Source organism: Marinomonas sargassi (assembly GCF_025716875.1).
In the GTDB taxonomy this organism is placed as follows: domain Bacteria; phylum Pseudomonadota; class Gammaproteobacteria; order Pseudomonadales; family Marinomonadaceae; genus Marinomonas; species Marinomonas sargassi.
Genome location: NZ_JAOVZB010000004.1, coordinates 326,638 through 342,921, shown reverse-complemented (window position 1 = coordinate 342,921; position 16,284 = coordinate 326,638). Strand labels below are relative to the sequence as shown.

Below are 16,284 nucleotides of genomic sequence, written 5' to 3'. Positions count from 1 at the left end.
TTATATATTGTGATGCATTAAGTTGATAAAACTTGGATGGATTCTCGATATTCTTCAAGCTCTATGGCGATGCTTTTTGATGTGGGGGTATTGCTGAATTCTCCAGTACTGTCTAATGGAACTAGTGGGTTCGTTTCAGGGTAATAAGTGGCAATATTACCCATTGGAATACTGTATGGGACCAGTATAAAGCCTTCAACTTTACGTTCTACGCCATCTACCCATAATGATTTTAAAGTAACCTTTTGGCCCTCTGTAAATCCCAATCTTTGAATATCGGCAGGATTGATAAACACCACTCTTCGTTCATTTTTAATGCCACGGTATCTATCATTCATACCATAGATGGTGGTGTTATACTGATCGTGTGATCTAAGTGTTTGTAGTACAAGCGTTTTATTTGATAGTAGGTCTTTTACTCCTTTTGGGAGAATGGATTCTGGTAAACCATGCTTATGGATAATGGCTTTCCCAGACGGCGTATTCCAGTTTCTTTCTCGGGCGCTGTTACCCAAATAAAAGCCACCGTCTTGTAATATTCTTTGGTTAAAGTCCTTAAAGCCTGGAATAACAGCAGCAATATGTTCACGAATAATATTGTAGTCGCTTATCGATTCCAGCCAATTTATGGGGGCCTTTCCTAGGGTCGCTTCTGCTATACCCGCAATAATGGCGGGCTCTGATTTCATTTCTGAACTTAAAGGGTCTAATACGCCAGAAGACGCATGGATCATGCTAAAAGAGTCTTCAACCGTGACTTTCTGTGGACCAGATTCTTGAAGGTCAATATCGGTACGGCCAAGGCATGGGAGAATGAGCGCCTCTTTTCCTGTAATCAGATGAGATCGATTGAGTTTTGTACTGATCTGTACCGTGAGTTGGCAGTTTATTAATGCTTCTTCAGTAGCCACTGTGTCTGGTGTAGCCGCTGCAAAATTACCCCCTAGACCTATGAAAACTTTAACTTGGCCGTTTTTCATAGCATGGATAGTATCGACAACTGCTAAGCCATCTTCTGTTGGCGGGGAGAAGGAAAAATGTTCTTCGAGAGCTTTCAAAAAGGCAGCAGAAGGGCGTTCATTAATCCCCATGGTTCTATCGCCTTGGACATTACTGTGTCCGCGTACAGGGCAAGCGCCAGCCCCTTTTTTACCAAGGTTCCCTCTTAGTGCCAGCAGGTTAACTATTTCATGTATGGTTGCCACAGAATGGTAGTGTTGAGTAATGCCCATTGCCCATGTAATGATGACATTTTCCGCATCTGCATACACTTGGGCACAATAGAGAATCTCTTCTTTAGTGAGTCCTGATTGCTCAAGAATATTTGACCAAGGTGTCTGTTTTACTTCTTCAAGGTAGTCTTCCATCCCTTGAGTGTGTTGTTTTATAAATGCGTGGTCAAAAACTGCGCTACCTGCTTTTTGGGCTTCCTTTTCCAAATCGATAAGGGCTTTTACCATACCCCTAATGACAGCCATATCGCCGCCAATTTTTGGGCAGAAATAATTAGTATGGGTGGGCTTGGAACGATTAGAGAGCATTTCAACTGGACTTTGGGGATTCTGAAAACGCTCCAAACCGCGCTCACGTAAAGGGTTGAAGCTTAAGACTTTATTACCACCTTGTACGACCTCTTTCAGAGTTTCTAGCATCCGAGGGTGGTTGGTTCCGGGGTTTTGCCCAAAGACAAAGACAGCTTCGGCATGTTCGAAGTCTTCTATATCCACTGTCCCTTTACCGATTCCTATACTGCTCGTCAGTGCATAACCGCTGGCCTCATGGCACATGTTTGAACAGTCAGGGAAGTTATTCGTGCCATAAGCTCTCGCAAACAGTTGGTATAGAAAAGCGGCTTCATTGCTAGCCCGGCCTGAAGTGTAAAAAGCTACATGGTTTGGGTCTTGTTGAGCCTTTAACGTGTCGCTAATTTGTTTAAAGGCCTGCTGCCATGAAATGGCTTCATAATGATCTGTTTCAGGGTTATAGCGAAGTGGCTCTGTGATACGACCTTGGTACTCCAAAAAGTAATCACTTTGGGTATTCAACCAAGTGACGCTGTGCTGAGCCATAAAAGCGGCGTCAACTTTTCTTGATGTGGCTTCCCAATTCACCGCTTTGGCTCCATTTTCGCAAAAGCGTATTTTTGCTGGGTCGTGTTTTTCTCCCCAAGCACACCCAGGGCAATCAAACCCATTTGGCTGATTGGTTTTCAAAAGGGTATGAATATTACGCACAGAGTTTTCGCTCTGCAGCCAATGTTTAGTGGTACTTTTCAACGCCCCCCAACCACCAGCAGCACCTTTATAAGGTGTATAAACTGTTTTTTTATCCGTCATTGTTAATGTCCTTATTAATCGATACTGGTGAAAATATTCTGGCATTGTCGGCTTTGGGTAAATGGATTAAAGCAAGCCTGTAGTGCTGGGCTAGTTTAATAGCGAGAGTGCTCGGTGATGCCAAATGCGTTAGGTAAGATAGTCCGGCACGAACGGCTTTTTGAACCAACTCAGTACTACAACGGCTCGACATGAGAATATTATGATTATGCAGTGATATTTTCTTTTGTGCGGCATAGCCAATGACTTTATCAAGCGCATTGTGTCGGCCAATGTCTTCCATACAGCACAATGGGGTGTTATCTGGCGCCAATAATAAGGCGGCGTGAATAGCTCCCGTTTTGCTTCCGAGAGTTTGATGTTCTACCAATGCTTTTCTCAGGTCGTTTAAGGTATCGATGGACAGAGGGCGGCTTGGCTCTAGCTTGTTTAGAACGGGCAGAGCCTGTGTTAATGATTCTAGGCCGCAAAGGCCGCAGCCTGATGCCCCTAAGTGAGCGCGTTGTTTTTTAAACTGGGCAAACAAACGAGAGCTTACTTCTAAATTAATCTGGATACTGTCTATGTCTAATTGAACTTTGCGTGTCTCAATATGTATGTCTCGAATATCAGACGTGCTATTAATCAGCCCCTCACTTAAGCAATAACCAATGACGAAAACTTCTAGATTAATTGGAGTAACCATAATCACAGCATAGGCAATACCATTAATGCTGATAGCAAGAGGAGTTTCTTCAACTAAAGGCGCGGATGAAGGGTTGATGCCTGCAAAGTTTGTATCTTGATAGCCTTTAAAAGAGGGAAGGGAGGCAGACATAGTTTATAAAGACCTGATGATAGACAATCCTTGATATTACTGAGAGGCAAGGGGATCTGTCTACTTGTAATCAGATGGACAATAAAAAAGGCGCATAAAATACGCCTTTTTTATTGTCGGTAATGGTTAGCTCTTGAGACTATAGCTTTTGTGTCCAATAACAAAAACATATAGGAAAAGTATCAAACCGATAACTTGAATCCATAAAGCTAGGGCTGGCCATAGCATCATGATAGAGGCTGCTAGCATCATAGCTCTTAGGAAAATCGAAAGTTTATCCTCCAAATAACCTTCCATTGCCGCCACTAATGCATATAAACCAAAAATACCGAAGAAGGTTAAGCGCAATAGGGTTTCAGTATCACCACCTATCAGTGGGGTATAGGCCATGAGTAAAGGCACAATATAGAGGCCTTTTGCTAATTTCCATGCGGTTACCCCCGTCAGCATAGGTGGCGTCTTCGCTATGGCGGCAGCGGCGAATGCGGTTAAGCACACAGGAGGCGTTACGTTACTGTCTTGGGATAACCAAAAGATAATCATGTGTGCTGTCACTAGGATCATGGCTACACTTTGAGCACCTAAGGACTGATCAATCAGCATGCCTTTAAAGTCACTAGGGACTTGTGCTAATAAAGCGGCGGCTTCTTCCATCGGCATACCTTGTGCCAAAGAAGCTAATGAGGCTGGATCCACTAACATGAATACAGCGCTCGCCGCTTCAGGCAGGCTGCCATTACTCATCATTTCTAATAACTGGCTTTCTGCTATAAGGTTGAAAATGGCTGGTGCAGAGAGAGTACCCAAAACAATATAAGATGCCGTAACTGGTAGCCCCATGCCGAGAATGAGCGAGGCAATTGCGACGAGCAACAAGGTGAAGAATAAACTTCCTCCAGCCCAATCTGAAATAAGAATAGAGAAAGTATTACCAACCCCAGTGGTACTAATAACATTAACCACCAAGCCAATACCCACCAACAAGACAGCGGTTGTGGACATGTTTTTGGCGCCCTGAGCCATAGCATCTAAAATTTCAACCGGCCCCATTCTGTGGGTTTTGGATAATAAAGAGGCTGCTATTACGGCTAGTACACTAATGCCTGCTGCATAGGTTGGGGTGAAGCCTTGTACTAATAGGGTAACAAGTACAGTAAGGGGAATAGCATGATGCCAGCCACTTTTTAGTACTTCGGAAATCACAATATCATTATCTTCTTCTGTGGCAATGACCTTGCTGCGCTTGGCTTCGACGCGTACAAAAAAACCAACGGATAAAAAATAAAGCAGAGCAGGAATGGCAGCTACGCCAATAATGGTGACATAGGACACCTGTGTGTAAGACGCCATGATAAAAGCACCAGCGCCCATCACAGGGGGCATTAACTGACCGCCAGTAGAAGCCGCTGCCTCAATGCCAGCAGAGAAGCGTGCTGGAAAGCCAGCCTTCTTCATAAGGGGAATAGTAATTACACCCGTTGATACTGTATTGGCAACAGACGAACCAGATACTGAACCCATCAAACCTGAGCCTAGCACGGCAACAAAACCGGGTCCGCCAATCATTTTACTGGCGAGTGACCGAGACAAATCTATGATGAAGTCACCCGCACCGGATTTGACTAGAAAGGCTCCAAATAAAATAAACATGAAGACAAAACTCCATGAAATACGAGATATGGAGCCAAACATGCCATCGGTACTAAAGAAACTGCGGTACATGAGGGTCTCAAGGCTGAGCCCAGGGAAAGTGAACATACCGCCTAACCATTGTCCCCATAGCACAACATAAGATAGAGCAATCACAATCAAAAGGGGAATAAACCAACCACTTGTGCGGCGAATCAGTTCGAGTGCGATCAGTACGGTGACGCAAGACACAACCCAGTCCGAAGTATTAAAGGTCACGCCTCTCTCATAGAGCGCATCCTCAAAAAAGATAATATAGAACACCATGATAACCAGTGATAAAACAATGGCACCATCAAAATACATGGCAAGCTTGCTGTTTCGCCAATTTGGATTAGCAGGGATAAGTAAGGCACACAAACTACCAAAACCAGCAAAGTGGAAAGCCGATACCCAAAGCTCAGGTAGGGTGGCGATTGTGTTGATATAAATGTGAGCGACGGCCAACAATACGGAAAGGGTAAATATAAAACGGTTTAGCCATGGCCCTGAGCGGTGCTGTGTTTCAAAATCATCAAGGTTTATTTCTTGTGATTCCGCAGTTTGGGAGGATGAAGAAGTCATAAACAGACAGCCTTGTAGACGAGCAAAAATATTGGATAAAAGCACGCCGTATCATGATACGGCGTGATAACGCTATAGCGACTATGTATTGCAGCCGTTGTGTTATTTCGCGACGAGTCGAGCTGGAATCTCTATACCACGCTCACGATAGTATTTCGCCGCACCAGGGTGAAGTGGCACTGGTAAACCAGCTATCGCTTTTTCAATAGACATCACAGAAGTGGCCTTATGGATAGCGCTTAAGTAGGTTAGGTTTTCATACAGTGCTTTGGTAAGTTGATATACGTCATCTTCAGACATACCAGCATGGGTTACCAAGAAATTCGGTTGAGCAATGGTGTTGATTTCTTTAGTTTGACCCGGGTAAGTATTCGCTGGGATAACATAGCGAGTCCAGAGATCATAATCCCCGTTTGCCTGCTTCATTTGCTCGTCAGTGAAGTCTAATACTTTAACTTTACCTGACATAGAGGCGTAGAGTCGTGTCACTGCGCTGACAGGAACACCAGCAGGCGTATTCATGCCTTCAATGTTACCGTTTTGCATAGCGTCAGCACTTGGTCCGTAACCCATGTGTGCAAGGTTGAATTTATCTGGATCAATATTCAAGCCTTTAAGCTGCTGACGACCAGAGCCTTCTGTGCCTGAGTTTTTTGCACCAATTGAGAATTTATTATTGCTACCTTCCAATGCCTTCAAATCAGAAATAGTGCCGGTTTTCACTAGGTCTGTTTTTAGTACAAAGTGCTCAACATTTTGCCAAAGCATGGAGACAGAGCGCAGTTCTGTTTGCTTGCCTGAGCTCTTGAATGGACCTTCGCCACCCCATGCCCATGCGCCGTACAGGCCTTGTAAGATAGCGAATTGAGCTTGATCTTCGCGGATTAACTTCACATTCTCACCAGAGCCTGCTGAGCTAATAGCGGATAATGAGAAGCCGTACTTTGGTGTTAGTTTGACTTTACTCAAGGTTGCGATAGCAACACCTACAGGGTAATAAGTACCCCCTGTTGAAGCTGTAGCTAAGATATAGTCTCGGTTATCCGCAGCCATAGCGCTGGTGGCAGATAGACTAATCGCGGCAGCGGTTGCGCTTGAAAGAATAGCTTTAGTAATAAATCCCAATTTCATTTTATTTTTCTCCTAGTTATGGGGTATGTACCATTTCAGTTATAGCGAATACCATGCCAGACCCTGAAAATATTAATTAGTTATTGATTTATAAGGAAAATATCCACTGTAGTATTTTTTTGTATAGGCATTATTTTCCACACTGGCTATTTTTGGCTTACCAGACCAGTTACAGCATGAGCAATATTTTGCTCATGCTGTAAGTCTTTTAACTCTTGGTATGAATCTGAATCCCTATGAAATAGACTGTCATTCATGAGCAAAATCTTGCCTACGATGAATTAGGGAAACTGATAGTGAAACAAAACCAGAATATTCGTGTTGTATTATTTGATCTTGGTAATGTCCTAGTGGATTTGGGGGATGTATCAGAAATGCATTCCATGCTTAATACTAAGGGTGAAGAAGCTGAAGTTTGGCTACAGTGGCTTAATTCTCCAGCGGTGGCAGCATTCGACTCAGGGCGTATATCTTTTGATGACTTTGCGACAGCCTTATTGAAAGAGGTCGCAAGTGATACGGATAAAGAAGTTTTTAAAACTGCTTTTCAGGCGTGGCCTAGGGGCTTGTTTAGCGGCGCTTTAGATTTGGTTAACTCAGTGAAGCCCGAGCTTCATCGGGCGGTATTATCAAACACCAATGCTGCACACTGGCCAAGATTAATGGAAGAAATGTCTCTCGCTGGCAAGTTTCATAGCTACTATGCCTCCCATCAAGTGGGTTTAGTTAAACCGGAGAGGGCAATTTATCAGCACGTTATCGACGCTTTACGGGTGCTTCCTGAAGAAATTTTATTCATAGATGATAATCAGGTAAATATAGATAGGGCGCTCGAAGTCGGCATGATTGCCCATCGAGTAAAAGGTGTTGAAGAAGCACGTAGGGTTTTAAATCAATATGATGTATTGTCTAGTTAAAAGCGTTACATGGCATTTAATATTTTAAGGGATTTATTTTTAATTAGAGGTTGTTATGCGTTCTTTTGATGGAGTGTTATCAACGACTTACTCTAAAACTCGGCCAATGTACCCAGCAGAGTTGTATCATTGGCTGTCTCAGCAAGTGAGTTCTAGAGGTGTTGTTTGGGATTGTGCTTGCGGAACAGGCCAAGCATCTGTTGATCTGGCCGCTTATTTTGATGTGGTAGAAGCTTCCGATATTAGTGAATCTCAGGTTGCAGCGGCGACCCCCCATAGAAAAGTCCGATACCAAGCTTGCCCAGCCGAAAAAACATCCTATCCAGATAACTATTTTGATGTGGTTTGCGTTGCCCATGCTTTACATTGGTTTGATTTAGACAGCTTTTGGGCGGAGGTACGCCGTGTATTGAAACCTGGAGGGCTGTTCGTATGCTGGGGCTATAACTGGTTGCAAGCGGGTGAACAAGTGGACAAGGTCATTACAGAGGATGTTTTGCCTCACCTTGAAGCTTATTGGCCTAAAAACAGTCGATTGTTGTGGAACCAATATACGGATATAGCATTTCCTTTTGAAGCAATTGAAGTACCGAACTTCGACTTAACTTGTTTCTGGTCTGCAACGCAAACCATGGACTTTATCCGTACTTGGACAGCTTCCCAATTATACATTCAAGAGCATGGCGATGCGTTTTTACAGTCTGCCGCTTCAAAAGTTCGTAATGTATGGATGGAGCCGAATAAGAAACAAGAAGTGTCTTTTCCATTTTTTGTTAAAGCACTCAGAATGCACCAGTAAAATTAATCCTCTCAAAGGTCAATAAGACTAAAGTGGAATAGATACACGAATGTAGCCAGTTATAGTTGTTTCTGCATCCGAATAACAAAAACAAATTAGCAATGGAGCGGGTTATGGAGTCATTATATAGCGCAGCCTCAATCGAGGCAGCGAAGAGTGCCAATGTCAGTCAGGCAGAATTTGAACAACGCTATTTAGAGTCACTTGAGAACCCGAATGAATTTTGGGAAAAGGAAGGCAAGCGTTTAGATTGGTTTAAGCCTTATACCAAGGTGAAAAATACCTCTTTTGAACGCGGCAATGTGAGCATTAAATGGTTTGAAGACGGTGAGCTCAATGTAGCTTATAACTGTATTGACCGTCATCTTGCTACACATGCTGATAAGGTCGCTTACTATTGTGAAGGCGATACTGAAAATTCTGATAAAGTGGCTATTACTTATCAAAAATTGCACGACGAAGTCGGTCGTCTAGCAAACCTTTTAAAACGCCAAGGTGTGAAAAAAGGGGATCGAGTGGCGATTTATATGCCGATGATTCCGCAGGCCGTCTACAGCATGCTGGCTTGTGCTCGTATAGGGGCAATTCACTCTGTTATTTTTGGTGGCTTCTCTTCCCATGCCATTGCTGATCGATTAAATAATTGTGACGTAAAACTGGTGATTACTGCTGATGAAGGTCGTCGAGCAGGAAATACTATACCGCTAAAACACAATGTGGATATGGCATTAGAAAATAATGCTTGTCCGTCTGTAGAGAAAGTACTGGTTTATCGCTATACCCAAAAAGACGTTCCTTGGTTTGAAGGGAGAGATCTTGATTGGGCGGTAGAAGCAGAGAATGAGTCAACTTCATGCCCTGCCGAGCCGATGAGTGCTGAAGACCCTCTTTTTATTCTTTATACATCAGGATCAACAGGCAAACCAAAAGGGGTAGTGCATAGTACAGGTGGTTATCTTGTGTATGCTTCCTTAACACACGAGTTGGTATTCGATATTAAATCGGATGATGTCTATTGGTGTGCGGCTGATGTAGGCTGGATTACTGGCCATAGCTATATGGTGTACGGGCCTTTAGCAAACGGCACGACAAGTATCTTATTTGAAGGTGTGCCGACTTATCCAGATTTTGGTCGTATTGGTCGAGTCGTCGACAAATACGATGTCTCTATTTTATACACGGCACCAACTGCCATTCGTGCTTTGATGTCGAAAGGCGATGAGGCCACGAGTACCAGTAAACGTGACTCATTACGTATATTGGGTAGTGTAGGTGAGCCTATTAACCCCGAAGCTTGGTCTTGGTACTTTTCTGCTATTGGTAACTCATCTTGCCCAATTGCAGATACTTGGTGGCAGACTGAAACGGGTGGCCTGATGATGGCGCCACGTATAGTTCAGGATAATGCCAAACCGGGTTCTTGTATGGGGCCTTTGTATGGGGTGAAACCTGCACTGGTGGATGCACAGGGCAATTTCATGGACGCAGAAGGTGTTCAACAGGAAGGTGGTCTAGTGATAACAGACTCTTGGCCTGGGCAAGCCCGTACTGTATACGGTGACCATGAACGCTTTGAATTAACCTACTTTAGTACATTTGAAGGTATGTACTTTACTGGTGATGGTGCCATGCGCGATGAAGACGGCCATTATTGGATTACTGGTCGTATGGATGATGTATTAAATGTCTCAGGGCATCGTTTAGGCACAGCTGAGATAGAGAGTGCCTTGGTGGCTCACCCTTCTGTCGCAGAAGCGGCGATCGTTGGTTACCCACATAATATTAAAGGCCAAGGTATTTATGTGTATGTTAGTGCTGTTTCAGGTGTCACGCCTGATGAAGAGCTAACGAAATCATTAAAACAATTTGTTCGCCAAGAAATTGGTCCGATTGCAACACCGGATCTTATTCAGTGGGCAAGTAAAGGCCTCCCCAAAACGCGTTCAGGTAAAATTATGCGACGCATTTTGAGAAAAATAGCGGCGAATGAACAAGATCAACTGGGTGATACAAGTACACTTGCAGATCCTAGCGTGGTTGATGATTTGATCGAAAACCGTTTAAATGTGTGAGGCTTCATATATTTTAAAGGATAAACAGTGATATCACTTGTAATCGCAGATGACCACCCTCTGTTTCGAAGTGCTTTAAGTGGTGCGTTACGTGCCGAAATACAAGGAATTGAAATAGTAGAGTCCCATGATTTGGACTCTACTATTCAATGTTTGTCTAATGGTGATGACCTAGATTTATTACTGCTGGACTTAAATATGCCCGGCAGTGGTGAATTGTACGGGTTAATTCGCATCCGCAAAGACTTTCCAGATGTGCCAATCGCCATTATCTCTGGTAACGAAGACAGTAGTGTCGTGGCGAAAGTCATTGATGCAGGTGCATTGGGCTTTATTCCCAAAACCAGTGAACCATCAACTTATGTGGAAGCGATTAACGCTATCTTGTTAGGTGACATCTGGTTACCTGAAACCCTCAGAAAGCAGGTAGAAAATCAGCCCAAGGCAGATTTATCTATCCAGCATAAAGTGGCTGAATTAACACCACAGCAATACAAGGTTTTATGCTATTTACACGATGGTTTGTTAAATAAACAAATTGCTTACGAACTCTCTATTTCCGAAGCCACTGTGAAGGCGCATATTACGGCTATCTTCCGTAAACTGGGGATCAATAATAGAACTCAAGCTGTTTTGGTGGCGAGCGATTTAAAATTGCAGCCAATGGCTTAGTTTTTGTTATGCTCAGAATGGTGACTTTTACAGCCTTTTGAATCGCAACCACCCGTTGGCACAGGGTCTATTCCACCTTCATGCCATGGGTGACATTTTGAAAGTCTTCTTACGCCTAAAAATACCCCCTTAATCACACCTTTTTGCTCTATTGCTTGAATCATATAGGTGGAGCAACTGGGGTAAAAACGGCAGTTATTACCCAAAAGTGGGCTGATTAAGAACTGATAAGATCTGACTAATAATATGAATATTTTCTTCATTAAGTGATTCTTATATTATGTTTTTGGCTCTTATGTACTTCATATCTACAAAGCGTTATTTTATACAGCGTATGCGGTAAGCAATCAATAATAGGGACTTTCTCCAATATGCCAGAACAGTATTTAACACTGAATGCCAGTAAAATTGTAGCCTACCAAGGAGAGCCGGGAGCCTACTCGCATCTCGCTTGTAAACAAACCTTCCCTGATTGGCAAAGTGTGCATTGTGCTACCTTTGCTGAGGCGTTGCAAATGGTGGAACGTGGTGATGCTTACTATGCGATGATTCCAGTGGAAAATTCGACGGCGGGCCGAGTAGAAGAAATATATAGAGAGCTAAAGCAAACTCAATTATATGTGGTGAAAGAGCATTTTGAGCCCGTTAACCATTGTCTTATGGCTCGATCAGGAGTGCCAATAGAGGATATCGAGCGTATTGGTAGCCACCCTCAGGCACTTGCCCAATGTGATGCCAATATTAAAGCATTAAAGGCAAAAAATGTTGCCATGTATGATACTGCTGGTGCAGCCAAACACCTTGCTGAGAGTGAAGAAAGTGGCTTGGCAGTTATCTCTTCTGCTTTGGCCGCAGAACTATATGGGCTCAATATTCTTAAAACCCACTTCAATGATACTGAGGGTAATACGACACGCTTTTTAGTCTTCTCACGGCAGCAAAAAATGCCTGCTTATGAAGAAAATCGTATGTACATTACCTCGTTTATGTTTCGCGTACGTAATATACCTGCGGCGCTTTATAAAGCGATGGGAGGCTTTGCAACGCAAGGCATTAACATGCTGAAACTGGAAAGTTATATGGTGAACGGTAATTTTACAGCGACCCAATTTTATGTGGATGTTGAAGCTCACTTTCAGTCTTCAGTCATGCAAGCTGCATTAGAGGAACTCGGCTTTTTCTCTGAAGAAATACGTATTTTGGGTACCTATTTAGCGGATGACTACCGTTTAAAATAACACTTTTAAAATGGCTATTTTGCTTGTTAACTATTAATATTTTGCTTGTTAACTATTAATATATTGCTGGCTATAAATGGACTTTAGTTTACAAACGATCTAATTGGACAATCAAATCGTGAAAAGGATTTTTACACTCTTAATCTGCCTATTTTGGTCGGTATCAGCATCGTCCTCCGTTTATGTCGTTCATGACATAGAGGAGGGTTCAGCCCGATCATTAGTATTTCAGTTATCTGAACTATTACCTTCAAAAACTCAGCTCATTCCGATACGTAATATTTTTCTAAAGCCGAACTTAGATCATGTAAAACATGACGATATGATTGTAGCGATTGGTGTGGATAGTTTTTCAGAGATCTGTGAATATGCTACCCAAGGTAATGTGATTGCAGCCTTTATCGGGAAAGAAGAGTACCTTAAGGTAAAGCAAACTTGCTCCATCCCTTCTAGTGCTATTTTTTCCGGTGCACCACTAGAAATACGCTTATCTCTATTACAAAGTATTTGGTTTGATAAAAAGCCAATGGCGGTGCTTTATAGTGATAATCTCTTCATCAATAAAGAAGAGATGCTTCAGTATGCATACAACTATGGTTTTCGGTTTCGCTTTTATAAAGTGGAGTCAGATAGGTTATCGGCAACAAAAGTGGTGAGGGAAGCGATAGCAGAATCAGATCTTATTATTTCGTTAATGGATTCTCAACTCTATAACAATCGTACATCTCAAAAAATACGTAAGATATTGTTTCAAAATAACAAAGTGATCATAGGGGCATCTTTTCCTACTACTCACTCAGGGGCTCTGTTTGCGATTTTTTCAAATAGCGACGCAAAGCTAAATACTTTGGCAAGCTATGTTGAGTCTTGGGTTGAGGGCTCTAATCTGCTTCCACCAAGTTATCCAAATGAACTACGAGTTAATTTTAATTCCTTTTTAGTTCGAGCCCATGGGCTTGTGTTACCTTCATCTGCCTACTTAAAGAGTGCGTTTGGTTTATGCTCTGAAGCCCATTGTTAAAGGATGAGCTACCTTACGTATTTATGAAGTAAAAAAGCGCTTTACTAAACTACCAAAAGGGAGTGGTTTCTCTGCATGAAGCCAGTGGCCAGTGCCTGTCAGTATCTTAAAGCTGGCCTGTGGAAAAGCTGTCATTATATTTTTCTGGTACTTAGGGATAATGTAGTCTGAATGCTCACCTTTAATAAAGAGCGTATGCGTCATAACGGCTTGTTCAAATACAGGCTTTTTCAAAATGGTTGGGTAACTGTTGCTAATGTGCTCGACTGCTAAGCGAAGAGTAAGTTGACCTGTTTCTGACTTCACTAGATTCTTCAATAAAAACTGCCTTACAGCAGGCATTTCTACATAGTCAGATAAAATGCTGTCCGCTTCTTTTCTGGATGACACCTTAGTTTGCGTTAAAACATTTAAGCCTTCTAAGATTCTGGTGTGGCTAGGTTCATAATCAACAGGCGCTATATCGGCGACAATCAGTTTCAATATTGTCTTATGTTGATCTAGTGCTGCCATTTGCATAGCAACCTTGCCTCCCATGGAATGACCAAGTAGGTAGAATTCACCTAGATTATTTTCTGAGGCCCAATCTAATACTTCTTGTGCCATCTTTGGGTAAGTTGCATCCGGCATACTGCTAGAAAGGCCGTGATTCGGTAAATCAATGCAATAGATGTTGAAATGTTCTGCTAGGTTTTGCGCAATTGAATGCCAATTGTCTGCATTGCCAAAAAGGCCATGGATAATAATTAGGTTAGGGCCTGAGGAACTATATTGCTTTGCGTGTATCATAATGACCTTAATAAGCTGAAATATTTTAACTATTGTAGCAATTCTATTACGGCTTAGTCATTTTTCGAAACTTGTTCGCGGGCATTTCATGTTAGATCCATTCTTTATTAAACGACTAAAACTTCCTTTACAGGCACTCGCTAATAGAATCGATTCTATTGGTATCAAAGCCAATCAAATAACGATATTTGGCTTTTTAGTGGGCATCTCAAGTATTCCATTGCTAGCGAATGAATATTATTTTCTGGCACTGCTCTGTATTATCGTCAATCGCCTTATGGATGGGTTAGACGGCGCTGTTGCAAGAGTACAAGGGCCGACAGATTTGGGTGGCTATTTAGATATCACCTTAGATTTTATTTTCTATTCTGGCGTGGTGTTCGGTTTTGCCTTAGTGAACCCAGCTGACAATGCATTAGCAGCAAGCTTTGTTATTTTCTCGTTTATGGGGACAGGGAGTAGCTTTTTAGCTTTCGCAATTATGGCCGAGAAACGAAAAATAGAGCACTTAGAATATGGTCGAAAATCTTTGTATTTCTTGGGTGGCTTAGCTGAAGGGACTGAGACGATTATCTTTCTGATTTTACTTTGCTTAATGCCGTCACACTTTGCAGTATTGGCTTATGTGTTTGGTGGTATCTGTTGGGTGACAACAGTAATAAGAATTTATGCAGGGTACCGGACTTTGAAGTAATAGGGGGGATTATAAAAACTCTATTTCTATATCGCTTTTAACAATGGCGCAGCAGGCCAGCATATAACCACTTTGTACCCAAGCCAGTGGCTCAAAAGGGTAAATGACTTTTCCTCGTATTAGCTTAATAGAGCAAGAGGAGCAGTAGCCTTCTCGGCATTGATACTCCATATTAATACCCGCTCTTTCTAGTTGCACGAGAAGTGGTTCATCCTCGGTAACTAGAATTTGTTTCTTCCCAATGAGCACACGGTGCATGTGCTCATGGCTTTCTAGGCTTGTATTTTCTGCCAAGTTAGAGATCGAAGTCATCGAAGTCTGCATCGTCTAAGTCATTGTCAATTTGGCCAACTAGATAAGAGCTAATTTCAGCTTCTTGTGGCGCAACTTGAACATTATCACTTACTAGCCAAGCATTGATCCAAGGGATAGGGTTGTTCTTGGTTTCAAAGCGGGGTTCTAAGCCAACGGCTTGCATACGAATATTGGTGATGTACTCTACGTACTGACCTAAAATTTGAGCGTTAATGCCAATCATAGAGCCGTCTTTGAATAGGTAAGAAGCCCATTCCTTTTCTTGCTCAGCGGCTTCAATAAAGATTTGCGCCGCTTGCTCTTTACACTCAGCAGCGATTTCAGCCATTTCAGGGTCATCTTTTCCTGAAGACATCAGGTTAAGCATGTGTTGCGTGCCTGTCAGGTGTAAGGCTTCGTCGCGGGCAATCAGCTTAATAATTTTGGCGTTACCTTCCATCAAGGTGCGTTCAGCGAAAGCAAAGCTACAAGCAAAACTTACATAGAAACGAATGGCTTCTAATACGTTGACCGACACAACCGTTAGGTAAAGACACTTCTTGAGCTCTCTTAAAGAGATTTCAACATTGCCTTTACCGGGAACATTGAAAGTACCTAGACCCATAGTGTTGTACAGGTTAACCATCTCAATTAAGTCGTCATAGTAGCGAGACACACTATCAGCACGCTTAGTAATTTCTTCATTAGTGACAATGTCATCAAAAATAACGGTCGGGTCATTCACTATATTGCGGATGATGTGAGTGTATGAACGACTGTGGATGGTCTCACTAAAGGACCAAGTTTCAATCCATGTTTCCAATTCAGGTAGAGACACAATAGGCAGTAAAGCCACATTAGGTGAACGGCCTTGTACACTGTCTAGCAGAGTTTGGTACTTCAAGTTACTTAAAAATATGTGTTGCTCATGGGGCTCTAAACGCTGGAAGTCCTTACGGTCATTAGACAGGTCTACTTCTTCTGGGCGCCAAAAGAAAGATAGCTGCTTCTCGATTAACTTTTCGAAAATAGGATGCTTTTGCTGGTCATAACGCGCAACATTGACATTCTCACCAAAGAACATAGGTTCTTTCATACTATCGAACTGTTTACGGTTAAAAGTCGAGTAACTCATTTCGCAAATATATCCTCTAATGCGTAAGACTTAGAATAGAAGCCTTAGATATTCATATTATTTAGTAACACTTTAAACACTAATAAGCCCCAAAAAGATGGGGCCTGCTAGTGTTT

General features: G+C 42.5%; 15 protein-coding genes. 7 read left to right on the top strand and 8 right to left on the bottom strand.

The genetic code is table 11. From position 1 onward, the window contains the following. Window positions 1-17: 17 nt before the first annotated feature. The 4 genes from OFY17_RS10605 to OFY17_RS10590 form a co-directional block, all read right to left on the bottom strand. A complete protein-coding gene (locus OFY17_RS10605; protein WP_263530705.1) occupies window positions 18-2,336 on the bottom strand; it encodes an FdhF/YdeP family oxidoreductase in 2,319 nt (772 codons plus the stop codon). Then, window positions 2,326-3,153 (bottom strand): formate dehydrogenase accessory sulfurtransferase FdhD, encoded by an 828-nt coding sequence (fdhD, locus tag OFY17_RS10600; RefSeq protein WP_263530704.1) that lies wholly within the window; start codon window positions 3,151-3,153, stop codon window positions 2,326-2,328. The genes OFY17_RS10605 and fdhD overlap by 11 nt, the downstream gene beginning before the upstream one ends. Window positions 3,154-3,279: 126 nt before the next feature. Further along, entirely contained in the window at window positions 3,280-5,406 is a 2,127-nt protein-coding gene (locus OFY17_RS10595; RefSeq protein WP_263530703.1) for a TRAP transporter permease, read from the bottom strand. A 102-nt stretch (window positions 5,407-5,508) separates the two neighbouring features. Then, window positions 5,509-6,537 (bottom strand): TAXI family TRAP transporter solute-binding subunit, encoded by a 1,029-nt coding sequence (locus OFY17_RS10590; RefSeq protein ID WP_263530702.1) that lies wholly within the window; start codon window positions 6,535-6,537, stop codon window positions 5,509-5,511. Window positions 6,538-6,833: 296 nt separating this feature from the next. Between OFY17_RS10590 and OFY17_RS10585 the strand changes: the two genes are divergently transcribed. The 4 genes from OFY17_RS10585 (at window position 6,834) to OFY17_RS10570 (ending at window position 10,997) form a co-directional block, all read left to right on the top strand. After that, entirely contained in the window at window positions 6,834-7,454 is a 621-nt protein-coding gene (locus tag OFY17_RS10585) for an HAD family hydrolase (protein WP_263530701.1), read from the top strand. Window positions 7,455-7,509: 55 nt separating this feature from the next. Then, the gene (locus OFY17_RS10580; RefSeq protein WP_263530700.1) at window positions 7,510-8,253 is read left to right on the top strand and encodes a class I SAM-dependent methyltransferase; all 744 of its coding nucleotides are present in this window, start codon (window positions 7,510-7,512) and stop codon (window positions 8,251-8,253) included. A 113-nt stretch (window positions 8,254-8,366) separates the two neighbouring features. Then, window positions 8,367-10,325 (top strand): acetate--CoA ligase, encoded by a 1,959-nt coding sequence (gene acs, locus OFY17_RS10575; RefSeq protein ID WP_263530699.1) that lies wholly within the window; start codon window positions 8,367-8,369, stop codon window positions 10,323-10,325. Between the two features lie 27 nt (window positions 10,326-10,352). Continuing rightward, entirely contained in the window at window positions 10,353-10,997 is a 645-nt protein-coding gene (locus OFY17_RS10570) for a LuxR C-terminal-related transcriptional regulator (RefSeq protein WP_263530698.1), read from the top strand. Here OFY17_RS10570 and yidD read toward each other — a convergent pair. Next, window positions 10,994-11,260 carry a membrane protein insertion efficiency factor YidD gene (yidD, locus tag OFY17_RS10565; protein WP_263530697.1) on the bottom strand — a complete coding sequence of 89 codons (267 nt, stop codon included), beginning with the start codon at window positions 11,258-11,260 and terminating at the stop codon, window positions 10,994-10,996. The two genes, OFY17_RS10570 and yidD, sit on opposite strands and share 4 nt — an antisense overlap. 108 nt (window positions 11,261-11,368) lie before the next feature. Between yidD and OFY17_RS10560 the strand changes: the two genes are divergently transcribed. Together OFY17_RS10560 and OFY17_RS10555 are read left to right on the top strand one after the other, a co-directional pair. Continuing rightward, window positions 11,369-12,235, top strand: coding sequence for a prephenate dehydratase (locus OFY17_RS10560; protein ID WP_263530696.1), 867 nt, complete (start codon window positions 11,369-11,371; stop codon window positions 12,233-12,235). Window positions 12,236-12,353: 118 nt separating this feature from the next. Next, window positions 12,354-13,256 carry a hypothetical protein gene (locus OFY17_RS10555; RefSeq protein WP_263530695.1) on the top strand — a complete coding sequence of 301 codons (903 nt, stop codon included), beginning with the start codon at window positions 12,354-12,356 and terminating at the stop codon, window positions 13,254-13,256. A 21-nt stretch (window positions 13,257-13,277) separates the two neighbouring features. On the opposite strand, the gene OFY17_RS10550 is transcribed toward OFY17_RS10555, so the two are convergent. Continuing rightward, window positions 13,278-14,045: an alpha/beta fold hydrolase gene (locus tag OFY17_RS10550; protein ID WP_263530694.1), complete on the bottom strand. Its 768-nt coding sequence runs from the start codon at window positions 14,043-14,045 to the stop codon at window positions 13,278-13,280. Window positions 14,046-14,133: 88 nt separating this feature from the next. Between OFY17_RS10550 and OFY17_RS10545 the strand changes: the two genes are divergently transcribed. Then, entirely contained in the window at window positions 14,134-14,739 is a 606-nt protein-coding gene (locus tag OFY17_RS10545) for a CDP-alcohol phosphatidyltransferase family protein (RefSeq protein ID WP_263530693.1), read from the top strand. A 9-nt stretch (window positions 14,740-14,748) separates the two neighbouring features. Here OFY17_RS10545 and yfaE read toward each other — a convergent pair whose 3' ends face one another. Together yfaE and nrdB are read right to left on the bottom strand one after the other, a co-directional pair. Beyond that, window positions 14,749-15,051, bottom strand: a complete 303-nt coding sequence (gene yfaE / locus OFY17_RS10540; protein ID WP_407659420.1) for a class I ribonucleotide reductase maintenance protein YfaE — start codon at window positions 15,049-15,051, stop codon at window positions 14,749-14,751. Continuing rightward, entirely contained in the window at window positions 15,035-16,168 is a 1,134-nt protein-coding gene (gene nrdB / locus OFY17_RS10535) for a class Ia ribonucleoside-diphosphate reductase subunit beta (protein ID WP_263530692.1), read from the bottom strand. The genes yfaE and nrdB overlap by 17 nt, the downstream gene beginning before the upstream one ends. Window positions 16,169-16,284: the final 116 nt, after the last annotated feature.